The 24,252-nt window shown below is 31.3% G+C and carries 23 protein-coding genes and 1 other RNA gene; 22 read left to right on the top strand and 2 right to left on the bottom strand.

Going from position 1 to position 24,252, the window contains the following annotated elements:
* Window positions 1-70 precede the first annotated feature (70 nt).
* Both ACTTAY_RS01460 and ACTTAY_RS01455 read left to right on the top strand, forming a co-directional pair.
* On the top strand, window positions 71-454 hold the full coding sequence (locus ACTTAY_RS01460; RefSeq protein WP_440672105.1) for a TylF/MycF/NovP-related O-methyltransferase: 384 nt from the start codon (window positions 71-73) through the stop codon (window positions 452-454).
* Between the two features lie 189 nt (window positions 455-643).
* Window positions 644-823, top strand: coding sequence for a hypothetical protein (locus ACTTAY_RS01455; RefSeq protein WP_440672104.1), 180 nt, complete (start codon window positions 644-646; stop codon window positions 821-823).
* A 75-nt stretch (window positions 824-898) separates the two neighbouring features.
* On the opposite strand, the gene ssrA is transcribed toward ACTTAY_RS01455, so the two are convergent.
* Window positions 899-1,197: a transfer-messenger RNA gene (ssrA, locus tag ACTTAY_RS01450) on the bottom strand.
* Between the two features lie 4 nt (window positions 1,198-1,201).
* Between ssrA and thyX the strand changes: the two genes are divergently transcribed.
* Both thyX and ACTTAY_RS01440 read left to right on the top strand, forming a co-directional pair.
* Window positions 1,202-2,149, top strand: a complete 948-nt coding sequence (gene thyX, locus ACTTAY_RS01445) for an FAD-dependent thymidylate synthase (RefSeq protein ID WP_440672103.1) — start codon at window positions 1,202-1,204, stop codon at window positions 2,147-2,149.
* On the top strand, window positions 2,149-3,039 hold the full coding sequence (locus ACTTAY_RS01440; protein ID WP_440672102.1) for a 2OG-Fe(II) oxygenase: 891 nt from the start codon (window positions 2,149-2,151) through the stop codon (window positions 3,037-3,039). Before thyX ends, ACTTAY_RS01440 begins: the two co-directional genes overlap by 1 nt.
* 7 nt (window positions 3,040-3,046) lie before the next feature.
* On the opposite strand, the gene ACTTAY_RS01435 is transcribed toward ACTTAY_RS01440, so the two are convergent.
* On the bottom strand, window positions 3,047-3,871 hold the full coding sequence (locus tag ACTTAY_RS01435) for an Mrp/NBP35 family ATP-binding protein (protein ID WP_440672101.1): 825 nt from the start codon (window positions 3,869-3,871) through the stop codon (window positions 3,047-3,049).
* A gap of 51 nt (window positions 3,872-3,922) precedes the next feature.
* On the opposite strand from ACTTAY_RS01435, the gene hflK reads away from it, so the two are divergent.
* The 18 genes from hflK (at window position 3,923) to rodA (ending at window position 24,220) form a co-directional block, all read left to right on the top strand.
* The gene (gene hflK / locus ACTTAY_RS01430; protein WP_440672100.1) at window positions 3,923-5,029 is read left to right on the top strand and encodes an FtsH protease activity modulator HflK; all 1,107 of its coding nucleotides are present in this window, start codon (window positions 3,923-3,925) and stop codon (window positions 5,027-5,029) included.
* Window positions 5,030-5,902: a protease modulator HflC gene (gene hflC, locus ACTTAY_RS01425; protein ID WP_440672099.1), complete on the top strand. Its 873-nt coding sequence runs from the start codon at window positions 5,030-5,032 to the stop codon at window positions 5,900-5,902.
* Between the two features lie 7 nt (window positions 5,903-5,909).
* On the top strand, window positions 5,910-6,095 hold the full coding sequence (locus ACTTAY_RS01420; protein WP_075506268.1) for a DUF2065 domain-containing protein: 186 nt from the start codon (window positions 5,910-5,912) through the stop codon (window positions 6,093-6,095).
* A gap of 1 nt (window position 6,096) precedes the next feature.
* Window positions 6,097-7,512 (top strand): Do family serine endopeptidase, encoded by a 1,416-nt coding sequence (locus ACTTAY_RS01415; RefSeq protein WP_440672098.1) that lies wholly within the window; start codon window positions 6,097-6,099, stop codon window positions 7,510-7,512.
* Between the two features lie 2 nt (window positions 7,513-7,514).
* On the top strand, window positions 7,515-8,423 hold the full coding sequence (gene miaA / locus ACTTAY_RS01410) for a tRNA (adenosine(37)-N6)-dimethylallyltransferase MiaA (protein ID WP_440672097.1): 909 nt from the start codon (window positions 7,515-7,517) through the stop codon (window positions 8,421-8,423).
* Between the two features lie 52 nt (window positions 8,424-8,475).
* Window positions 8,476-10,242: an acetolactate synthase 3 large subunit gene (locus ACTTAY_RS01405; protein ID WP_440672096.1), complete on the top strand. Its 1,767-nt coding sequence runs from the start codon at window positions 8,476-8,478 to the stop codon at window positions 10,240-10,242.
* Window positions 10,243-10,247: 5 nt separating this feature from the next.
* Window positions 10,248-10,796: an acetolactate synthase small subunit gene (gene ilvN / locus ACTTAY_RS01400; RefSeq protein WP_075506264.1), complete on the top strand. Its 549-nt coding sequence runs from the start codon at window positions 10,248-10,250 to the stop codon at window positions 10,794-10,796.
* A gap of 17 nt (window positions 10,797-10,813) precedes the next feature.
* Window positions 10,814-11,836 carry a ketol-acid reductoisomerase gene (gene ilvC, locus ACTTAY_RS01395; RefSeq protein WP_075506263.1) on the top strand — a complete coding sequence of 341 codons (1,023 nt, stop codon included), beginning with the start codon at window positions 10,814-10,816 and terminating at the stop codon, window positions 11,834-11,836.
* A 79-nt stretch (window positions 11,837-11,915) separates the two neighbouring features.
* On the top strand, window positions 11,916-13,478 hold the full coding sequence (locus ACTTAY_RS01390; RefSeq protein WP_440672095.1) for an ABC transporter substrate-binding protein: 1,563 nt from the start codon (window positions 11,916-11,918) through the stop codon (window positions 13,476-13,478).
* Window positions 13,479-13,538: 60 nt separating this feature from the next.
* A complete protein-coding gene (locus ACTTAY_RS01385) occupies window positions 13,539-14,522 on the top strand; it encodes an ABC transporter permease (protein ID WP_440652176.1) in 984 nt (327 codons plus the stop codon).
* Window positions 14,515-15,447, top strand: a complete 933-nt coding sequence (locus ACTTAY_RS01380; protein WP_440672094.1) for an ABC transporter permease — start codon at window positions 14,515-14,517, stop codon at window positions 15,445-15,447. The genes ACTTAY_RS01385 and ACTTAY_RS01380 overlap by 8 nt, the downstream gene beginning before the upstream one ends.
* A complete protein-coding gene (locus ACTTAY_RS01375) occupies window positions 15,444-17,123 on the top strand; it encodes a dipeptide ABC transporter ATP-binding protein (protein ID WP_440672093.1) in 1,680 nt (559 codons plus the stop codon). Before ACTTAY_RS01380 ends, ACTTAY_RS01375 begins: the two co-directional genes overlap by 4 nt.
* A gap of 103 nt (window positions 17,124-17,226) precedes the next feature.
* On the top strand, window positions 17,227-18,798 hold the full coding sequence (locus ACTTAY_RS01370; RefSeq protein WP_440672092.1) for a 2-isopropylmalate synthase: 1,572 nt from the start codon (window positions 17,227-17,229) through the stop codon (window positions 18,796-18,798).
* A complete protein-coding gene (locus ACTTAY_RS01365; protein WP_440634269.1) occupies window positions 18,798-19,832 on the top strand; it encodes a rod shape-determining protein in 1,035 nt (344 codons plus the stop codon). The genes ACTTAY_RS01370 and ACTTAY_RS01365 overlap by 1 nt, the downstream gene beginning before the upstream one ends.
* 3 nt (window positions 19,833-19,835) lie before the next feature.
* Window positions 19,836-20,681 carry a rod shape-determining protein MreC gene (gene mreC, locus ACTTAY_RS01360; RefSeq protein WP_440672091.1) on the top strand — a complete coding sequence of 282 codons (846 nt, stop codon included), beginning with the start codon at window positions 19,836-19,838 and terminating at the stop codon, window positions 20,679-20,681.
* Window positions 20,681-21,199: a rod shape-determining protein MreD gene (gene mreD / locus ACTTAY_RS01355; RefSeq protein ID WP_440672090.1), complete on the top strand. Its 519-nt coding sequence runs from the start codon at window positions 20,681-20,683 to the stop codon at window positions 21,197-21,199. Before mreC ends, mreD begins: the two co-directional genes overlap by 1 nt.
* A complete protein-coding gene (gene mrdA / locus ACTTAY_RS01350; protein WP_440672089.1) occupies window positions 21,192-23,096 on the top strand; it encodes a penicillin-binding protein 2 in 1,905 nt (634 codons plus the stop codon). The genes mreD and mrdA overlap by 8 nt, the downstream gene beginning before the upstream one ends.
* Complete coding sequence (rodA, locus tag ACTTAY_RS01345; RefSeq protein ID WP_440672088.1) at window positions 23,096-24,220, top strand: rod shape-determining protein RodA; 1,125 nt, start codon at window positions 23,096-23,098, stop codon at window positions 24,218-24,220. Before mrdA ends, rodA begins: the two co-directional genes overlap by 1 nt.
* The last annotated feature ends 32 nt before the right edge of the window (window positions 24,221-24,252 follow it).

Raw genomic sequence — 24,252 nt, 5'->3', positions numbered from 1 at the left:
GATATATTATCGTAAAATAGAATATTTACCTTGTTTCAATTTTAAATCTTAATATACCAAAATCTAATTTATGAATAATAATTATAAAGAGTATGTATACGATTTGATGGGTGTGGAAGGCCCGCATAAAAAAATTATCTCACCTTATAGATTTTGGTACAAACATATTGAAAGAAATGCTTTAAAAAATAATGGTGATATAATTGAGCTTGGTGTTTATAGAGGGAAGTCTTTAATAACTGCAGCTTTAATTTTGAAAGAGCTCAATTCAAAAAAAACAATATTTGGTTTTGATACTTTTGAGGGGCTTCCAAAATCATCAAAATTTGATGAATTAATTCAATTTCAAGAAAAAAATTATTTTAGTAAAAAACATATAAATGAAGTTTTAAATAACATTAAATTAAAAAAACAATTGACTAAAATAAAAAAATTTACTCCACATAATATTTGAGTTTCTGGTGATTTTAGTCAAACAAGTTATCAATATGTAATGGATAAAATAGATTATTTTAAATTAAAAAATCTTAAACTATTTAAAGGAGAATTTACAAAAACAATACCTGAGTTTTTTAATAAAAATAATATTAAAATTTCTTCCTGAAATTTTGATTGTGACTTATATGATGCTTATAAACTTGCATTGCCGTATGTTTTAAAAAATTTATATAAAAAAGGTTTTATTTTTTTAGATGAATATTATTCACTAAAATTTCCTGGCCCTAAAATTGCTATTGATGAATTTTGTAAAGAATTTAAAACTAAAGTAAAAAAACTTCCTACTCGCATCGGTGAATTTGAAAGATATTTTATATCTAAATAATGATATTTGTTGATATTAGTTTTAAACGCTGCTTTTTAAATAACTTTGATACTGCAAAGCAAATTAATAAATAAGAAGGGGGCGTTCTGTTGCCAGGTGCCCCAGACCCCGTTTGCTTAATTAACTAAGTTAATTAGGCAGCAAGTGCGTAACTTTCGTTAGCAATTATAAATTAGCCCGTTACGGTGGAGCAATCCCGAACGAAAGAATAGCTTTTAGTCACCCGTCGATTCTAGTTCACCCCCATAAGTTGTAATGGTGGAGGTGGTGGGTACTGCCCCCACGTCCGCAATGGTTATTACGAAATTCGTTTATCGTCGTAGTTGGAAATCCAACATTAATAATATAAAAGTATTCACGAGAGATTCAATAACAATCATGAAATTAACTAAAGAACAAACAGAAGAAATAAAAAACCAACAATCCCAGAGCAATCAAACTAAAAGGGTTACTGCTCCAGAGCTTGAAAAAATACTTTATGAAGCTTTGCCAGCATTAGATCATGGATTTGTAAGAGTAGTTGATTATATGGGCGATGACACGTCTATAGTTCAGTCAGCAAGAGTATCTTATGGAAAAGGGACAAAGCAAGTTTCAACAGATAAAGGTTTAATAAAATACTTAATGAGACATTGGCACAGTACGCCTTTTGAAATGTGTGAAATTAAATATCATATTAAACTTCCAATATTTATTGCAAGACAGTGGATCAGACATAGAACTGCCAATGTAAATGAATACTCTGCAAGATATTCAATTCTAGATAAAGAATTTTATTTACCATCTAAAGAAAATTTAGCAGCGCAATCGACTAGTAACCGACAAGGAAGAGGAGATGTTCTTGAAGGAAAACAAGCGGAAGAAGTTTTGGAGCTTTTAAAAAGTGATGCAGAAAGAACATATGACAATTATGAAACAATGCTTAATGAAAGATATGATGGTTCAACAATTGACGAGAATAAAAAAGGATTAGCAAGAGAACTTGCAAGAATGAACCTAACATTAAATACTTATACTCAGTGGTATTGGAAAACTGATTTATTAAATTTAATGAATTTTTTAAGGTTAAGAGCTGACAGTCACGCTCAGTACGAAATTAGAGTTTATGCAGATATAATGTTGGATACAGTTAAAAAATGGGTACCGATAACTTATGATGCATTTATGGATTATAGAGTCGGAGGAACGGAGGTTTCTGCTAAGGGAAAAGTAATAATTCAAAAACTTATTAAAGGTGAAAATGTAGATGTTGAAAGCTCAGGTCTTTCCAAGAGAGAATGGAATGAATTAATGACTGCTTTTGAAATCAAAAATAAATTAATTTAATGAAATTAAGCATTCCTTTTGTAAGTTATGCATCGTTAATTAAACCAGATATATGTAAAAAAATAATCGATTTAGGAATTTCAAAAATTAAAAAAAATAAAAAAGAAGGATTAGACGTCAAGGGTACAACCTTAAACGATAAACACAGAGAGAAAATTAATTTAGAAAGAGACAAAATATCAAATTATTATTCCTCAGAAGATAAAACTGTTGAAAACTTGAGAGATTTGAACGTAGATTTAGATAAATATTTAATTCGTGACAGTGAGGTGGGTTGGTTAGATGACAAATGGATATATGATATTTTTCTTCCAATTATTAGAGACGCAAATAGAAAAGCAGGATGGGGTTGGAATGTAGATACTGCTGAATTATTCCAATTTACTGTTTACCATGGTGATAAAAAGCAAGGTGGATTTTATGGATGGCATAGCGATGGATCTTCTGATCATATAAAAGCATACAAACCTGCATTAAAAATAAGTAATGATCCTCTAAGATTTAAATCACCAAAAAAAAATGAAAATAACAAGATAATTTTAAATTCAGATGGAGAACCTATTCCTGATATGGATACAAATGATTTGCCTTTAAAAAAAAATGGAAAAAGTCTTGCCGCTCCTTTTTCACAAGATAAAAAAAAATGGGGTAAGGTTAGGAAAATAAGTATGACTGTAAATTTAAATAATGCAGAAGATTATGAGGGAGGAAATTTAAAATTTGATTTAGGACCACATTTCAAGGGAGAACGATTTAAAGTTTTTACTGACATGCGTTCGCAAGGATCAATAATTATTTTTCCTTCATTCATGTATCATTGTGTGACCCCTGTTATTTCAGGTATCAGATATTCTTTAGTCCTTTGGTTGTTAGGAAAACCTTGGCAATAAATTTTTATTAAAAAAATTCTGATTTAATTTTATTAGCAAAATTTAAATATATTTTTGAAATTTCGTGGTCTGGGTTTGATTCAACTATTGGTTTTCCTTCATCACCAGAATTTCCAACCTCTGGACTAATTGGTATTTCTCCTAAAAATTTTTTTTGAAACTCTTCAGCTGTTTTTTTAACGCCACCTTCTCCAAATATCTTATACTTCTTTCCATCATCCCCAACAAAAAAACTCATATTATCAACTAAACCTAAAATTTTAACTCCAAGTTTATCAAACATTTTAATGCCTCTTTTAACATCTAAAAGAGCAACTTCTTGTGGAGTTGATACTATGATTGCACCATCCATTTTAATTTCTTGTGAAAAAGTTAATTGAGTGTCACCAGTTCCTGGAGGCATATCAACAATTATAAAATCTAAATCTTTCCAATTAACCTTCTGAGTAAAAGTTTTAATTGCACTTGTTACCATTGGACCACGCCAAATCATCGGAGTTTGCTGATCTGCTAAAAAACCAATTGACATACATTGAATGTCATATTTTGTTATGGGGTCTAATTTTTGACCATCACTTTTTGGCTTCTCATTAATATCAAACATTTTTGGAATGGAAGGGCCATAAATATCGGCATCTAACAATCCAATTTTGCATCCAACTTTTTTTAAAGCTAAGGCAAGATTCGTTGCAAATGTAGATTTACCTACACCACCTTTTGCACTTGATATTGCAATAGTAAACTTAGTTCCTAGAATTGGATTTTTTGTAAAAACTCTAGGCTCCACCTTCTTTTTCATTGCGTCACTTAGTTCTGTCTTTTTATCTGACATAAAACTATCCTTACTTGTTTTTTGCGATAAAGACACTATATACTTTGACATATGTCAGATGATTTCAAAGGTAGAGGCGGAAGTCCATGGGGATCACCTCCAGGAGGCGGTAGTGGAGGCAATGGTTCAGGAAGAGGACCAACACCACCAAACGTGGATGAAATAATTAGAGAGTTTCAAGATAAAATTAAAAAGTTTTTACCTGGTGGAAAATCCTCAGGTGGAAAGTCTATTGGATTAATTTTATTAGTCTTAGCCTTTGTATGGCTTGCAAGTGGGCTATATAGAGTATTACCTGATGAACAAGGAGTTGTTCTTAGATTTGGAAAATTTGTTAAAACTACTCAACCTGGATTGAACTATCATATTCCTTTTCCAGTTGAGACTGTTCAAACTCCAAAAGTAACAAAAGTAAATAGAATTGATATTGGATTTAGATCTGAAAGAGATAGTGGTTTTTCTACAGGCGGAGGAGTTGCAGATGTTCCTCAAGAAAGTTTAATGCTTACTGGTGATGAAAACATTGTAAATATCGATTTTTCAGTATTTTGGGTTATCAAAGATGCTGGAAATTTTTTGTTTAAAATTCAGGACCCTGTAGGAACTGTTAAAGCAGCCGCAGAAACAGCAATGAGAGAAGTTATTGCTAAAAGTGATATTCAACCAATATTAACAGAAGGTAGATCAAGTATTGAGATTGAAACTCAAGAAATTATTCAAAGCATTTTAGATGATTATGAAAGTGGAGTACAAATTACTCAAGTACAAACGCAAAAAGCTGATCCACCTGATCAAGTAATTGATGCATTTAGAGATGTTCAAGCTGCAAGAGCAGATATGGAAAGATCTAAAAACGAAGCTGAAGCTTATGCAAACGATGTGATCCCAAGAGCAAGAGGGGAAGCCCAGAAAATTTTACAAGCTGCAGAAGCTTACAAAAAAGAAGTTGTTGCTAAAGCTGAAGGTGAAGCTAGTAGATTTTTAGCAATTTACAATGAGTATGCAAAAGCAAAAAAAGTTACACAAGAAAGAATGTTTTTAGAGACAATGGAAACGGTTTTAGCAGATATAAATAAAATTATTATAGATAAAGAGTCTGGTTCAGGTGTGGTGCCATATCTACCACTACCAGAGCTAAAAAAGAAAGAGACAAATTAAATGAAAGCTGGAAAAATAGTAGCCGGAATACTAGTTTTGATTGGTGTTGTAGCATTCCTATCAGTAATTATAGTTAAAGAAGTCAATCAAGCAATAATTCTTCAATTTGGTGACCCAAAAAGAATTATAATGAAACCAGGTTTAAACTTTAAAATTCCATTCATTCAAAACGTTGTTTACTTAGATAAAAGGATTTTAAATTTAGATACTCCACCAGAGGAAGTAATTGCATCTGACCAAAAAAGACTAATTGTTGATGCTTTTGCAAGATTTCAAATAGTTGATCCTTTAAAATTTTATATTTCTGTTGGAGACGAAAGGGTTGCAAGATCAAGATTATCTACGATTATAAATTCAAGAATTAGAAATGTTTTGGGTCAAGAAGAATTACAAACTCTATTATCTAAAGATAGATCAAAACAAATGGAATTGATTAAGGAAGGTGTTAATACAGAAGCGCAAAATTTTGGAATTAATATTGTCGATGTAAGAATTAAAAGAGCTGATCTTCCTACAGCAAACAGTGATGCAATTTATAGAAGAATGCAAACTGAGAGGGAAAGAGAAGCAAAGGAATTTAGAGCAAAAGGTGCTGAAATGGCTGTAACAATTACTTCAACTGCTGATAAAGAAGTTACCGTGATACTAGCTGATGCTCAAAAACAATCAGAAATTATGAAGGGAGAAGGTGATGGTGAAAGAAATAAAATCTTTGCAGATGCTTTTGGACAAGATCCTGAATTCTTTTCTTTCTACAGATCAATGCAATCTTATAGTAAAGCGTTTACTGCAGGTGAAACCTCAATGATCTTGTCTCCAGATAGTGAATTTTTTAAATTTTTTGGAAATACAACTCCCGATATTAAACAATAATTTTTAGATGAATGAGCTAGTCATAGCTTTTGGTCTTTTTCTATTTATAGAGGGAATTTTATATGCCTTATTTCCAGCAAAAATGAAAAGTATGCTTAAAAAACTTGAACTTGTTAAAGATAGTCAATTAAGATCAGGTGGACTTATTTTTGCAGTTATAGGTTTTGTGATTATTTATTTTATTAAAAGTTAATATGAAAAAATTAAAATTTATTATTTTAACAATTATATTTTCTCTAAGTTTTTCATTACAATCAAACTCTAGGCCTGTTCCAGCATCATTTGCAGATCTTGCAGAAAAATTAATGCCCTCAGTAGTAAATATTTCTACATCAACTACCGTTGTTACAAATAATAACTCTTTTCCATTTCAATTCCCTCCAGGTTCTCCATTTGAAGATATGTTTAAAGAATTTGGAACTCCTCAGGAGAGAAAATCAGCAGCTTTGGGTTCTGGATTTATTATTGATGAGAAGGGAGTGGTGGTTACAAATAATCACGTAATTCAGGATGCTGATGATATTATTGTTAGAGTTAACGGAGACCAAGAATATAAAGCAAAAGTGCTTGGTGCTGATCCTTTAATGGATATTGCAGTATTACAATTAGATACAGAAGATAAATTTAAACCAGTTGGCTTTGGAGACTCAGACAAAGCAAGAATTGGTGATTGGGTTTTAGCAATTGGAAATCCATTTGGTCTTGGAGGAACAGTAACTGCTGGAATTATTTCAGCAAGGAACAGATCAATTGGGTTATCAAGATATGAGGATTTTATTCAAACAGACGCATCAATAAATTCAGGAAATTCAGGTGGACCTTTATTTGACATGGAAGGAAATGTAATTGGAATTAATACAGCTATCTTAGGAAGAAATGGTTCTATTGGTATAGGATTTTCAATTCCATCCAATAGTGCTCAACAAGTAATTAAACAATTAATTGAGTTTGGTGAAACAAAAAGAGGTTGGCTAGGTGTAAGAATTCAAGATGTGACAAAAGAAATTGCTGAAGTTGAAGAATTAGATAAACCAAGAGGCGCTTTGGTTGCTAGTGTTGCAGAAAATAGTCCCTCTGAAAAGGCAGGAATTCAGGCTGGAGATATTATTTTGGAGTTTAATGGGGTTGAGATTAAGCAAATGAAACAGTTGCCAACAATTGTTGCAAGAACGGAAGTTGGAAAAAATGTAGATGTAAAAATTTGGAGAAATAAAAAAGAAATAACTAAAAAGGTTTTGTTAGGAAGATTAGAGACCTCAGATGATTTTAAAGTAAGCGAAAATCCAAAAAAAGATGAAAATAATTTAGATGAAATTATTGAGAGTTTAAGAATATCAGTAAGACCATTAAATAAAGAGGATATAAAAAACCGTAAATTACCAAACCAAACAACAGGATTAGTAATTACTTATATAGCTAATAACAGCCCTTTAGCAAATTCAATTGAGATCAATAGTATTATTATTGAAGCTCAGAAGAAAAAAATTAAATCTGCGGATGATTTAAGAGACATTACTCAAAAAGCAATAAACTCAAATCAAAAAACTATTTTAATTGCAATCTATAACAATCAAAATCAACGAAGATATATTGGTGTTAAATTAGATTAGTAATGGATTTAAAATCCAAGATAATTTTAATTTCAGGACCTACAGCATCTGGAAAATCAAGTTTTGCAATTAAACTTGCAAAAAAAATTAAAGGGGAAATTATAAATGCAGACAGTATGCAAGTTTATAAGCAACTTAAAATTTTGTCAGCAAGACCTAGCCCAAAAAATTATCAGTCAATAAAACATCATTTATATGGTTTCCAAGATGCAAAGAAAAGTTTTTCAACCGGTGATTGGCTTAAAATTGTAAATAAAAAAATAATTGAAGTTAAAAATAGAAAAAAAGTTCCAATTCTTGTAGGAGGAACTGGGCTTTATTTTAAAGCATTAACTGATGGTTTGGTTCAAATTCCGAACATTCCAGTAAGGTTTAGAAATAAAATTAGAAATCTAAATAAAAAAATTGGCCAAAATAAATTTTATAAGCAATTATTAAAACTGGATCCTCTTTCAAAAAATAAAATTAATTCAACGGATACCCAAAGATCAATAAGAGCTTTTGAAGTTAAAAAGTTTACAAAGAAATCTCTTCATGAATGGTTTAAAAATACTAAATCAAACTATTTAGAAGAAGATTTTTTAAAAATTTATATTGATTATCCACGTGATGAGTTGGTTGAAAGAATTCATCAAAGAACCGGAAAAATGATTAAAATGGGTGCCGTGAATGAGGTTAAAAGATTTTTAAAACTAAAAATTAATGAACAAATGACTGCATGTAAAGCAATTGGAATAAATGAAATTCATGAATATTTAGCAAAAGAAAAAAAAATTGATGAAATCAAAGAAAAAATATCAATAAAAACTAGACAATACGCTAAAAGACAAAGCACATGGGCTCGAGGAAACATGAGTGATTGGGTTAAGCTTAAGCCATCTGAGATTAATAATTTTTTAAAAAAAATTTAATTTTTCCATACTTAACCTTGACCAATCAGTACAACTTCAGCTAGATTGCGAAATGCCAAAATTATTAACCGGAGCTGAAATCGTATTTAAGTGTCTCGAAGACCAAAAGGTAAATCATATCTTTGGATATCCTGGCGGTGCTGTACTACCAATATATGATGAGTTAAAAAATCATCCATCTATTAAACATATTCTTGTAAGACACGAGCAAGGTGCAGGTCATGCAGCTGAAGGTTATGCAAGATCATCTGGAAAACCTGGTGTTGTTTTAGTTACTTCAGGCCCTGGTGCCACTAACGTCGTTACAGCTTTAACTGATGCATACATGGACTCAGTTCCAATGGTTTGTATTTCGGGTCAAGTTCCAACACACCTTATTGGTACGGATGCATTTCAAGAATGTGACACAACAGGAATTACAAGACCATGCACAAAGCATAACTGGTTAGTAAAAGATATCAACGACCTTTCAGATGTTATGCATGAAGCATTTAAAGTTGCAACAACTGGAAGACCAGGTCCTGTATTAATTGATATTCCAAAAGATATTCAATTTGCAAAAGTAAAATATAAAAAACCAAAAAAAGAAAAAAGTTTAAATGGCAAATCTCACAATAAGTTTTCAACTGATGAAATTGACCAATTAATAAATTTAATTAGTAAAGCAAAGAAGCCAATAATTTATAGTGGTGGAGGCGTAATTAATTCAGGACCAAAAGCAAGTGAAGCTCTGAGAAAATTTGTTGAGCTAACAGGATTTCCAATTACTTCAACTTTGCAAGGTCTAGGTGCTTATCCTGGAGACGATAATCAGTTTTTAGGAATGCTTGGAATGCACGGAACGTATGAAGCAAACAATGCAATGCATGACTGTGATTTATTAATAAACATTGGCGCAAGATTTGATGACCGTATTACTGGAAAAATTGATGAGTTCTCTCCTAATTCAAAAAAAGTTCATATTGATATTGATCCATCATCAATTAATAAAATTATTAAAGTAGATCTTGCAATCGTAGGTGATGTAACGAAAGTAATTGATAAAGTAAACAAAACAATTGTTAAAAAGAAAAATGGTAACGGTAAATCAAATAAACCAAATATTGCAAAATGGTGGGAACAAATTCAAAGATGGAGAAGTAAAGACTCTTTAAATTTTATTAATAGTGAAGATAGCATAAAACCTCAGCATGCTGTTCAAAGACTTTATGAGTTAACAAAAAATAAAGATACTTATGTAACAACAGAAGTAGGTCAGCATCAAATGTGGGCTGCTCAACATTATAAATTTAACAAACCCAATAGATGGATGACTTCAGGTGGATTAGGAACTATGGGTTATGGATTACCAGCAGCTGTTGGAGTTCAAGTAGCTCATCCAGAAAAATTAGTTATTGATATTGCAGGAGAAGCATCAGTTTTAATGACAATGCAAGAGATGTCCACGGCTGTTCAATACAATTTGCCAATAAAAATATTTATTTTGAACAACCAGTACATGGGAATGGTAAGACAGTGGCAAGAGCTGCTTCATGAAAAGAATTATTCTGAAAGTTATTCAGAAGCATTACCAGATTTTATGAAAATGGCTGATGCTTATGGCTGTAAAGGAATTAAGGCTGATAATCCATTAGAGCTAGATGAAAAAATCCAAGAAATGGTTGACCATAATGGTCCTGTTATTTTTGATTGTCATGTGGATCCAAATGAAAACTGTTTCCCAATGATACCTTCAGGTAAACCTCATAATCAAATGATCTTAGGACCAAACGATCAAGAAGAGAATAAAATAAAAGGAAAAGGCAAAGCCTTAGTTTAATCAAAATGCCAAAATCAAAGTCAGCTTATAGTTCTCCATCTATAAAACAAAAATCAGATACCTATATTTTTGTAGTTTGGGTTGATAATGAAGCGGGTGTTCTTGCAAGAGTGGTTGGCCTGTTTTCTGGCAGAGGTTATAATATTGAGTCTTTGGCAGTAGCAGAAATTGATGCTATCAAAAACATATCCAGAATAACAATTGTAACAACTGGAACACCACAAGTAATTGACCAGATTAGACTGCAATTAACCAAATTAGTTCCTGTACACAAAGTTGCTGAATTTAAAAGAGACGATAAAGATGTGATTTTTAAAGAGATGGCTTTATTTAAAATTGTAGGTAAAAAAAATAAAATTGAAAAATGTTTAAATGCTTGTAAAAAATTTAACCCAGTAGTATTGGATGAAACAAAATCATCTGCAGTTATTCAAATAACAGCACTTAGAAGAGAGATTGATAAAATGAACAAAAAATTAAAACCCTTGGGACTTATAAGCACTTCAAGAACAGGGGCTGTTGCAATGACAAGAGGTGCAAAAATTTTTAACTAATTAATAGGAGATAAATTATGAAAATGTTTTATGAAAAAGATGCAGATGTAGATTTAATTAAAAATAAAAAAATTGCTATTTTTGGTTATGGAAGCCAAGGCCACGCTCATGCACTTAACCTAAAGGATAGTGGAGTTAAAGAGATTGTTGTTGCATTAAGAGAAGGATCATCAAGTGTTGCTAAAGCTGAATCAAAAGGTTTGAAAGTAATGAATTTATCCGATGCAGCTGCTTGGGCAGATGTTGTTATGATATTAACTCCAGACGAATTACAAGCTGAAATTTATAAAAACCATATTGAACAAAGAGTAAGAGAAGGAACAAGTATTGCTTTTGCTCATGGTTTAAATGTTCACTATGATTTAATTAAAGCAAGAAAAGATTTAGATGTATTTATGGTTGCTCCAAAAGGACCTGGTCATTTAGTAAGAAGTGAATATGAAAAAGGTGGTGGAGTTCCATGTTTGTTTGCAGTTCATCAGGATGGATCTGGTAAAGCAAGAGATTTAGCTCTTTCCTACGCTTCAGCAGTAGGTGGAGGAAGATCAGGTATTATTGAAACTACTTTCAAAGACGAAGTTGAAACAGATTTATTTGGTGAACAAACTGTTTTATGTGGTGGTTTAGTTGAACTAATTAAAAATGGATATGAAACTTTAGTTGAAGCTGGGTATGAACCAGAGATGGCATATTTCGAAACAGTTCATGAAGTTAAATTAATTGTTGATTTGATTTATGAAGGTGGAATTGCAAATATGAATTATTCAATTTCAAATACTGCTGAATATGGTGAGTATCAATCTGGTCCAAGAATTATCAATAAGGAAGAAACAAAGAAAAGAATGAAAGAAGTTTTGGCAGATATTCAATCAGGTAAATTTACCAAAGAGTGGATGGACGAGTGCAAAACTGGTCAAAAAAACTTCTTAGCAACCAGAGCGAAATTGGCCGAACATTCTGTGGAAAAAGTTGGAGCAGAGCTTAGAGCCATGATGCCATGGATAAGTAAGAAAAAATTAGTAGATAGCGATAAAAGTTAATTATTAATAGAATTTTATATCTGTAATAATCTTTTTTTTTCACTTATAATTTTTTATAAATTTAAAAAAGAGGTTAATTATGAACGCTAAAAATTTAGTAAGAATATTACTATCATTAGTTCTAGTATTTGGATTTTCTTCAGCTTGGGCAAAAACAATCAAATGGTCAATGCAAGGAGACAGTCTTACACTAGATCCACACGCACAGAACGAAGGTCCGACTACTCAGGTATCTAGACAAGTTTATGAAGCTCTTGTTCAAAGGGCAGTAGATATGAAAATTGAACCAGCGTTAGCAAGAAAATGGACAGCTACAGATCCTAATACTTGGATCTTTAATTTAAGAGAGGATGTAAAATTTTCTGATGGTTCTAAAATGACATCAGCTGATGTTGTATTTAGTATATTAAGAGCTAAACAAAGAACATCTGATTTCAAAGAATATATCAGCACAATATCTGATGTTAAAGCAGTTGGGGAATATGCTGTTAAAATTACAACAAGCAAACCTAATCCTATACTTTTAAATCAACTGTCAAACATTTTTATAATGTCTAGAGCTTGGTCTGAGGCAAACTTCGCAATGTCTCCTCAGAATTGGGATGCAGGACAAGAAACTTTTTCAGCGACTAATGCTTTGGGAACGGGTCCATTTAAAATTACTTTGAGAGAACCGAACACAAAAACAGTGTTTAAAAGAAATAAGCATTGGTGGGGTGATATGGAAGATGATGGCATAAAGCAAATTGAGTTACTTCCAATTAAAAATGCTGCAACAAGAGTAGCCGCCTTACTATCTGGTGAAATTGATTTAGTGACTGATGCACCTGTTCAAGATTTAAAAAGAATTGGTTCTTCTTCAGGACATCAAGTTGTAAGTACACCACAGATGAGAACAATCTTTTTAGGAATGGATCAAGCAGCAGATAAATTAAGAACTGGAAACACTGGTGATAATCCTTTCAAGAAAAAAGAAGTTAGACAAGCACTTTATCAAGCAATTGACATTGAGGCCATCAAGAAAAAAGTAATGAGAGGTCTAAGTGAGCCAGCTGGAATAATTACATTCCCAGGAGTAAATGGTTACACAGCAGAACTTGATAAAAGATTACCTTATGATGTTGATGCAGCAAAAAAACTTTTAGCTAGCGCAGGTTATCCTAATGGGTTTGATGTTGAACTAAGATGTCCTAACGATAGATATGTAAATGATGAAGCAATTTGTACAGCTGTTGTTGGTATGTTGGGTAAAATTGGAGTTAACGTTAACTTGTTTGCTCAAACAAAAAGTAAACACTTCAAAGAGCTAAAAGATGACCAAGGTGATTTTTATATGCTTGGATGGGGTGTGCCAACTTTGGATAGTCATTACGTATTTCATTATTTATATGAAACAGGTGCTAGTTGGAACAAAGTTAACTTCAGTAACCCTGATGTAGATGCTGCAATTAGAGTTATGGAAGGTGAAGTTGATTTAGATAAAAGAAACGCTGCAATTGCGAATGCGTGGAAAATTGTAAAAGATGATATTGCTTATCTTCCTTTACACCACCAAGTAATTTCTTGGGCATCTAAAAGTAATGTAAACGTTCCTATCAGACCTAATAACGAACCGTTATTTAGAGCTGCTAGCGTAAATTAAATTAAAATTAATATAAGCCCCTTAAATTTAAGGGGCTTATAAATTTAAAATCCTCATAAATTGATAAAGTATTTTTTTAAAAGATTATTTCAATCTGCTTTGGTAATGCTAGTTGTTGCCTTTGTCTCTTTTTCCTTGTTCAATTTTGTTGGAGATCCAATAAACAACATGGTTGGAGAGGAAACTTCAGATGAAGAGAGAGCCGAATTAAGAGAAACATTGGGTTTAATGGATCCAATTCATGTTCAATTTTCAAGATTTGTAATCAATGCGTCTAAAGGAGAATTTGGTATTTCTTATCAATTAAGAAGACCAGTATCTGAACTGATTGTTGAGAGATTACCAGCTACTATTGAACTTGTTGTAATTTCTGCTTTGATAGCATTAGTGACAGGAACTCTTTTAGGAGTTTATACAGGTATAAATAGAAAGGGTTTTTTAAGTGACTTTGTTTTAGCAATTTCATTGCTCGGAGTGTCACTCCCCACATTTGTAATTGGGATATTATTTATTTACTTATTTGCTGTAATTCTAGGAGTGCTTCCTTCGTTTGGTAGAGGAGAAGTTGTTGATATAGGATTTTGGACAACAGGTTTTTTAACAGTTTCAGGTCTTAAAGCGATAATTCTTCCATCAGTTACATTAAGTCTTTTTCAAATGACATATATCATCAGGTTAGTAAGAGCTGAAATGATGGAAATTTTACAAACTGATTATATAAAATTTGCTCGAGCACGTGGAATTAGTGAAGATAGTATTAAATATAAACATGCGTTAAAAAATGGTTTGATACCTGTAATAACAATTGCTGGAATTAATATTGGAACTTTAATTGCTTTTTCAATTATAACTGAAACTGTTTTTCAATGGCCTGGAATGGGTTTCTTGTTTATTCAAGCTGTTCAGTTTGTAGATATACCGATTATGTCAGCTTATTTAGTTTTCATTGCATTTGTTTTTGTGATGATAAATTTTATAGTTGATATTCTGTATTATTTTATTGATCCAAGGATTAGAGTTAAAGGAGATGCCGCAAGTGGATAATAATTTAAAATTAACAAGATGGGAAAGAATTAAGGATAGCGACATCTATCATAGCTTCATAAAGTCTCCTACAGCAATTATATCTTCGGTAATTTTATTTGTTATTTTTTTCTGTTCTTTTTTTATTGAATTTTTAACACCTTACACTCCTTTTGATCCATCATCTTTATCTTTGATGGATGCATTTACACCTCCGTCTTGGACAGATGATGGTTTAGCAAAATTTATTCTTGGAACAGATGGTCAAGGAAGAGATATGTTATCTACTATATTATACGGATGTAGAATATCTCTTATCGTTGGTTTTGCTGCAATTATATTTAGTTTAGTTCTTGGCGTTGGTTTAGGATTAACGGCTGGATATTTTGGTGGCAAATATGAAATGGTAGTAATGAGACTTACAGATGTTCAGTTGACTGTACCAAGTATATTAATGGCACTATTGGTTGATGGAATAGCAAGAGGATTAATTTCAAGAGAAATGCATGATGAAATGGCAATCTATGTTTTGATTTTTGCTATTGGAATTTCCGAATGGCCACAGTTTGCAAGAGTATCTAGGGCAGCAACTTTGGTAGAAAAAAATAAAGACTATGTTTCTGCCTCAACGATAATCGGTGTTTCAAATATAGTAATTATGTTTAAACATATTTTGCCAAATATTATGAGACCAGTTTTGGTCATCGGTACAATTGGTCTAGCTCTTGCAATCTTGGCAGAGTCGACATTAAGTTTTTTGGGTGTTGGGGTTCCTCCAACAACTCCTTCTTTAGGTACATTAATAAGATTAGGAAATGATTTTTTATTTTCAGGAGAATGGTGGATTACATTTTTCCCAGCAATTTTCTTAGTGATTTTAGCTTTTTCCATTAATTTATTAGGAGATTGGATGAGAGACACTTTAAATCCAAAATTAAAAAAATGAGTTTTTTAAAAATAAATAATTTAAGTGTTGATTATAAAATGCGTAAAGAAACTGTTTACGCAGCCAAAAACGTTAATATTGAGGTAAATAAGGGTGAAATTTTAGGATTGGTTGGAGAGTCTGGTTCTGGAAAAAGTACTGTTGGAAATGCTATAATTAATTTAATTGATGAGCCAGGAAAGGTTTCAAGTGGCTCAGTAATTTTGGGAGACTTAAATATTCATGAAAACTCAGAGAGTATAATTAAATATCGAGGTAATAAAATTGGATTAATATTTCAAGACCCACAAACATCTTTAAATCCAATATTAACAGTTGGTGAACAATTAATTGAAACTATACAAACTCATCTAAATTCAAACAAAGAGGAATCAAAAAATAAATCCATTAATTTATTAAAAGAAGTTGGAATTAAGGATGCTGAAAAAAGATTTAATGATTATCCTCATCAGTTTTCAGGAGGAATGAGACAAAGAGTGGTAATTTCTTTGGCCTTATGTTGTGAGCCAGAATTACTGATTGCCGATGAACCTACTACTGCTCTAGATGTTTCTATTCAATCACAGATTTTAGATTTAATTAAAAAACTAACAAAAGAAAGAAACTTAGCTGTGATTTTAATCACTCATGATATGGGTGTTATTGCTGAAACAGCCAATCGTGTAGCTGTAATGAAAAGTGGAAATTTAGTCGAAATTGGTGAAACAAAAAAAATATTAACAACTCCCCAACAAAGTTATACCAAAAGTCTTGTAAGTTCGGTTCCACCTACCAACAAGAAAATTTCAAGATTTGTAATAGTAGAAAAAAACAAAAAAAATAAAGAAAATAATATCAAAATTTTGAATAGATGGACTAAAAAAGAAATTACCAACCAAGATTTAGTTCAAGTTAAAAATCTTAATAAAAGTTTTGATGACAATTTTTTTACAGAAAATTCTAAAAATTCTGTGTTAGCTGTAAATAATGTTTCATTCGAAATAAAAGAAGGTGAGTCATTTGGATTAGTAGGTGAAAGTGGTAGCGGAAAATCAACTATTGCAAAAATGATTGTAAATTTATTTAAACCTTCATCAGGAGATATATTTTTTGACAGCACTTGTATTACAAAGATAAAAAATAGGTCAGAACTAATGAAATTTAGAAAACAAATACAAATGATTTTTCAAGATCCCTATTCATCATTAAATGGTAGATTGAAAGTAAAAGATATTATTGCTGAGCCTATTACGCTTCACAATCCTTCGATATCTAATTCTGATCTAAATAATTATGTCTACGATTTATTAGACTCTGTTGAAATGTCTCAAAAATCAGCAGATAGATATCCACATGAATTTTCAGGCGGTCAACGACAAAGAATTTCGATTGCAAGAGCTTTAGCAACTCAGCCAAGGCTCTTAGTTTGTGATGAACCCACATCTGCACTAGACGTTAGTATTCAAGCACAAATATTAAATTTGTTAAAAGATCTTCAAGAGCAATTAAATTTGACTATTTTATTTATTAGCCATGACTTACCAGTTGTAAGACAAATGTGTGATAGAATTGGAGTTCTAAAAGATGGCAAGTTATGTGAAGTTTCAAATACTGAAGATTTATTTTTGAACCCTAGCCATGAATACACAAAGGAACTTTTACACTTGATGCCTAAAATTGAGTCTATTTATAATTAATTTTTGTATCACCTAAAATGGACGAAAAAATTTAGCTATTTATATTAATTATTTTGCAATCTCTCTTATAGATTGTATTATAGATTTTCCAAAAATTTTTATTATGAGCGACAAAGATAGAGTCTTTATATTTGATACAACTATGCGTGATGGTGAGCAATCACCTGGCGCATCAATGAGTTTGGAAGAAAAAATTCAGATTGCTCGAGTATTTGATGAACTGGGAATTGATATTATCGAAGCAGGTTTTCCTATAGCATCACCAGGAGATTTTGAGGCAGTTTCTGAAGTTAGTAAGATTTTAAAAAATTCTATACCAGCAGGATTATCTAGACATTCAGTAAAAGATATTGATAGAGCTTATGAAGCACTAAAGCATGCTCCTAGATTTAGAATACATACTTTTATTTCTACAAGTCCATTACATATGAAGCATAAATTAAATATGTCACCTGAAGATGTTTATGAGTCAATTGGAAAACACGTTTCTTATGCAAGAAAATTTACTGATGATGTTGAGTGGTCATGTGAAGATGGGACAAGAACTGATATGGATTATATGTGCAAAACAGTTGAGCTTGCAATTAAAAATGGAGCAACAACAATTAATATTCCTGATACTGTTGGTTATACAATACCTTCTGAGTTCACAACAATCATTGAAACGCTTTTAAATAAAGTTCCTAACATTGATAAAGCAATTTTATCTACTCATTGTCATAATGATTTAGGTTTAGCGGTAGCTAATTCTTTAGCTGGCGTTCAAGCAGGAGCAAGACAAATTGAATGTACTATAAATGGTTTAGGTGAGAGAGCAGGTAATGCTGCATTAGAAGAAGTTGTAATGGCAATTAAGACAAGACCAGACTTAATGCCTTACGATACTGGAATTAACACAACTTTATTAAGCAAGGCATCAAAGATAGTTTCAAATGCTACTGGATTTCCAGTCCAATATAATAAAGCAATTGTTGGAAAAAATGCATTCGCACATGAGGCAGGCATTCATCAAGATGGAATGTTAAAAAATAGACAGACTTATGAAATTATGACTCCAGAGAGTGTTGGAGTTAAACAAACCTCATTAGTAATGGGCAAACATTCTGGACGTCATGCTTTTAAAGATAAATTAAACAGTTTGGGTTATCCAGATTTAACAGATGATGTAGTAGGAAATGCATTTGCAAAGTTTAAGGTTTTAGCAGACAAGAAAAAACATGTTTATGATGAGGATATTATTGCTCTAGTTGATGACAGTTTAATTGTTGATAATAAAGTTAGTGCAATTAACTTGAAATCATTAAAAGTATTTGCTGGTACAGGAGAACCTCAAAAAGCAGAGATGACTTTAGATGTTTACGGAGATGTAAAACAAGCTTCAGAAACTGGGGATGGGCCAGTTGATGCAATATTTAAATGTATAAAAACTCTTTATCCTCATGATGTAAATTTACAGCTTTATCAAGTGCATGCTGTAACCGAAGGTACTGATGCTCAAGCTACTGTTAGTGTAAAAATTGAGGAAAATGGAAAAACTACCGTGGGTCAAGCGGCAGATACTGATACTTTAGTTGCTTCTGCAAATGCCTACATAAATGCTTTAAATAAAATGATAATTAAACGAGACAAAACAGCTCCAATGGAGCAAGAAAGTCAAAAGGTAAGGGGAATATAATGGGGTTATTCGATAGCGTTAAAAAAGTATGGAGCCAAGATATGGCAATTGATCTTGGAACAGCAAATACACTAGTGGTATTAAAAGGAAAAGGTGTTGTTCTTAACGAACCATCTGTCGTTGCAATTGTTGATCAAGGTGGAAAGAAAAATGTTTTAGCTGTTGGAGATGAAGCCAAAACAATGCTTGGAAGAACACCTGGGAATATTAGTGCTATCAGACCTTTAAGAGATGGTGTTATAGCAGACTTTATAGTTACAGAGGAGATGATCAAACACTTTATAAAAAAAGTTCATAAAGGAAGTACTTTTGCTAATCCTAGAATTTTAATATGTGTACCAACTGGTTCAACACCAGTTGAAAGAAAAGCAATTCAAGACAGCGCATTAGCTGCGGGAGCAAGAAGAGTTCAATTAATTGAAGAACCAATCGCTGCAGCTATTGGAGCCGGACTTCCAATTTCTGAAGCCACAGGATCAATGATTGTTGATATAGGTGGTGGTACCAGTGAGATAGCAGTCATGTCATTAGGTGGACTGGTTTATTCTAAATCCCTAAGGGTTGCTGGTGATGCTATGGATACAGCAATAGTAAATTACATGAGAAAAGAATACAATTTACTGATTGGAGACACTACTGCTGAAAAAATTAAAAAAGAAATGGGTACAGCTATTCCAACAGGAACTAATACTTATCCTGTAAAAGGTAGAGATTTAAGATCAGGTACTCCAAAAGAAGTAAACATTACCGAAGAAGATACTGCTGAAGCACTTAATGATATTTTGAAAGAAATGGTTAATGCAATCAAAGATGCTTTGGAAAATACTCCTCCAGAATTATCTGCTGACTTAGTAGATATGGGTCTTACTTTAACAGGTGGTGGAGCTTTATTAAAAAATATTGACAAAAGATTCTCAAAAGAAACAGGTTTACCAGTGCATGTTGCTGATGATCCATTGTCTTGTGTTGCAGTTGGAACTGGTAAAGCTTTGGATCAAGAAGAAACTTTTTCTACTATGTTATCTGAATATTAAAAGATGGTAAAAGGCAGAGATGACTTTGTAATTGCCTTAAGATCTGTTTTTTTAAAAAAGAAAGATCAACAAAAGTTTTCGCTTATAAGCTTAATTATTTTATCTGTTGTTATAATAATTTTAAGCAATTTTAATTTTAAACCAATTCAATTTGTTAAGTTAGGAATTAACGAAGTAATATATAGATCTTCTTATGTTGTATCTGTACCAGAAAATAAAATTGAAGAGGTAATATCTAAAATTAAATCACACCTTGATTTTTATAAAAATCATCAAAACCAATTAATTAAAATAGAAAATACAGATGAGATTAAAGTATTAAATACTATTTTAACTGCTGAAAATAAAAGACTTAGAGAGTTGATTGATGAAAGCATAAATTCAGAAGATATATTTGCAAGAGTTTTAATTGATAGAGAAAGTCCATATTTAAAATCAATAGTTTTGAATAGAGGAACTAAAGACAATGTAAAAATGGGAATGGCAGTAATGGATCGAAATTATTTGGTCGGTCAGATTATTGAGGTAAATTATTCAAATTCAAGAGCTCTACTTCTGTCAGATTTAAATAGCAAAATACCAGTAGTAATTCAGCCCCCATTTCTACAAGCTGTAGCCTCTGGAACTGGTAGGGATCATGGAATAATTGAATATACCAAAGATGAGTACATAGAAAATCAGATTGAAAATGGGGCTGTTGTATACACCTCTGGCCTTGCTGGTATTTTTAAACCAGGTATTCCAGTTGGTAAAATAACAAATAGTTCAGAGCAACTAAGTTTTTTTTCTGATTTCGGACAATTAAGTTTTGTAAAGATTGTAGAATTTAAAATAGGGGAGGGTCAATAATGGCTTCATTGAATAAAAGTACATTTTTTAGATCATTCCTCTCTTACTTGCCGATTATTCTTTTGTTTTTTTCAGTGTTTAATGAATTTGATTTTAATTATTTAAAGTTAGATTATTTTTCATTCAATTTCATTTTCATTTTAGTCTTTTTTTGGACTTTAAGAAATCCAGATCACCTAGGATATTTCTCAATTTTCTTAGCAGGAATTATTAACGATGTAGTAATTGGTATTCCAATTGGAATAAGCAGTTTTTGTTACTTACTAATCTGTGCCATTACCTCATATATTAGACAAATTACACTAAGTCCAAAATTTATAAATGATTGGCTTTCATTTATTATTGCTGTTTTGCTTATCAATTCAATTCAAGTAATAATTTTAGACTTAGTATTTTTATATCAGGTAGATTTTATGGACTACTTAATAAACTCTGGTTTTACTTTTCTATTTTACCCATTATTTTTTATTTTATTTAACATTTTAAATAGCAAAATTTCAAATAAACAGAATGATTAGCGGTAATTCAAGTATTAGAAAAACAGACGTAATTAATAGACGGATGTTTATTATTGGTGCTGCAAAAGTAATTATTTTTACAGGAATTATAGCTAGACTTTTTTCTCTGCAAGTTAACGAAAATAAAAAATATCTTACTCTTTCAGATAAAAATAGAATTAGAGAGTGGAAGTTGCCACCAATAAGAGGTGATATAGTGGATTACTTTGGCAATGTTATAGCTGGAAATTTAAAAGTATATCAACTTCATATAATTCCAGAACAAGTTGAAAACTTCAATTATTTGTTAACTCGATTAAAAACTCTACTTAACCTGAGTGATAAAAAAATAGAAAAAATTGTAAAATCAAAAAATAAATTAAAACCTTGGGAAAGTATTATTGTTTCTGAAAACTTATCTTGGAGTGATTTTTTAAAAATAAATAATTATTTACATGACTTAGTTGGTGTTAAACCAGTTATGACCATTTCAAGAAATTACCCTTTTAGCGAAACTTATACTCATATTCTTGGATATGTCAGTCAACCTAATGAAGAAGAGATTTTAGCTAATGAAACTGTTCAAGAAAGATTTGTTCCAGGTATGAAAATTGGAAAATTAGGTCTAGAAAAAACTTTAGAAAATTACTTAATTGGTACAAATGCTATCCAAAGGTATGAAGTAAATGCTTATGGGAAAAGAATTAATCAACTTGAACATCAAAAAGGCAAACAAGGTTTAAGAGTAAGATTAACTGTTGATACGGAGGTTCAGAAAGCTTGTGGAAAACTTTTAAATGATCGTGCTGGATCTATAAGTGTAATGGATATTTATACTGGCGATATCATAGCAATGTACTCTTCTCCATCTTACGACCCAAACAAATTTTTATTTGGAATAAGTAATGACGATTGGTCATTAATTAGAAATAATCCATTAAAACCACTAGTAAACAAGACACTTGCTGGACTTTATTCACCAGGATCTACAATAAAACCAATTGTAGCTTTATCTGCTTTAGAAAATAAAATTGTTAGTCCAAGTTTTAAAGTTAAATGCACTGGTAAGATGGAGCTCTATGGACAAACTTTTCACTGTTGGAAAGAAAAAGGTCATGGATTTGTAAGTTTAAAAAATGCAATGAAACAATCATGTGATACCTATTTTTATGAAGTTGCAAGATTACTAGGAGTAGATCGATTAAATGTTACAGCTGAAAAATTTGGCCTTGGTAAAAAAGTGTTAGGACATTATTTTGATTTTGAAAAATCAGGTTTATTTCCAAACACTAAATGGAAAAAAAATAATCTTGGAAAAGGTTGGGTTCTTGGTGAAACATTAATAACTGGAATAGGTCAAGGTTACACTCAAACAACTCCACTTCAATTATGCCTTATGACAGCTCAGATTGCTAATGGAGGCTACTCTATAAAACCAAGAATAATAGTTAATAATAATGCTGTTTCTTTCGAAGAAGCTAAAAATAAATTTAAAGAAGAGACTTTATTTTCTGAAGAAAAAAAATTATTTGAGAATCCCAAAAATATAAAAATTGTTCAAGAGGCCATGTTTAGTTCAACTAATGAATTATACGGTACATCATACAAATCTAGAATAGACGATCCCAAATATCAATTTGCTGGCAAAACTGGAACTGCGCAGGTTAAGAGAATTAGCATGCGAGAAAGAGAACTTGATCTTAAAATTGAGCAAATCCCTTATAAAGACCGAGATCACGCATTATTTGTTGCTTATGGTCCGTGTATTAATCCAAGATACGCATTAAGTATTATAGTTGAGCATGGTGGCTCAGGAAGTAAAACTGCAGCACCAATTGCAAAAGAATTGTTCAAATTAATAATTGATAGGAACGATTTAAGAAATAAACAAAAAAATTTTGAGGAAATAGAAATTTGATGTTTCAACACGATAGATTAAATAACGAACTTACTTTTTGGCAAAAGGTTAAAGAGTTAGATTATATTTTACTGATAAGTATATTTTTACTTTCAATATTAAGTTTATTTGTGATGTATTCAACAGATGGAGGAGAAATTCTATTTCATACAAAAAGTCATTTTAGTAAAATGGTAGTCTTTTTCCCTTTAATGATTTTAATTGCGTTTTTTAATATTAGATGGTGGCACAACTTTTCATACTTGTTTTATGTAGCTGTAATTCTTTTACTAATTTATGTTTCTTTTTTTGGAATAAAATCATCAGGCTCAAGAAGATGGATGGATTTATATTTATTTAATTTACAGCCATCCGAGTTAATGAAAATAGCAATTATACTTTGCTTAGCAAAATATTATCACAGGGTTAAAATTGAAAATGTAAACTCAGTTACAAGTATCATGACAGTTATAACTATTATTTTAATACCAATTATTATGGTGCTCTCACAACCAGATTTAGGAACTTCAATTCTTATTGCATCAAGTGGACTAATTGTTTTATGGTTGGGAGGCGTTAAGATAAAATATTTTATTTATTCTTTTATAGTATTTTTAATATCACTACCTTTTGTAATTTCTTTCTTAAAGCCTTATCAAAAATTGAGAATATTGACTTTTTTAGACCCTGATAGAGATCCATTGGGCGCTGGTTATCAAATAATTCAGTCAAAAATAGCAATAGGTTCTGGTGGCTTAGAGGGCAAAGGTTTTTTAAAAGGCACACAAAGTTATTTGGATTTTTTACCTGAAAAACATACTGATTTTATATTCACTTTATTTTCTGAAGAGTTTGGATTTATAGGATCAATAGGATTATTGGTTTTGTATTCAATTATCATTATCAGAATTTTGAGAATAGGTGCCATCTCAAGAAGCAATTTTTCAAGATTATTCTGTTTTGGATTTGCTTTTGCAATATTCATTTATATTGTTGTAAATCTTTCGATGGTCTTGGGTTTATTGCCAATTGTCGGTTCTCCATTACCGATAATGTCCTATGGAGGTTCCTCTATGTTAGCAACTATGATCGGGTTTGGTATTGTTCTTAGCGCCAAGATAAATCATAAACAGATGATTGCTTAAAATATTTAATTTAATTAAGCATAATTTGTCAC

Source organism: Candidatus Pelagibacter sp. HIMB1715, from assembly GCF_052047595.1.
In the GTDB taxonomy this organism is placed as follows: domain Bacteria; phylum Pseudomonadota; class Alphaproteobacteria; order Pelagibacterales; family Pelagibacteraceae; genus Pelagibacter.
Note: the sequence above shows the minus strand (reverse complement) of the source record. Positions and strands in the feature narration are given on the sequence as shown.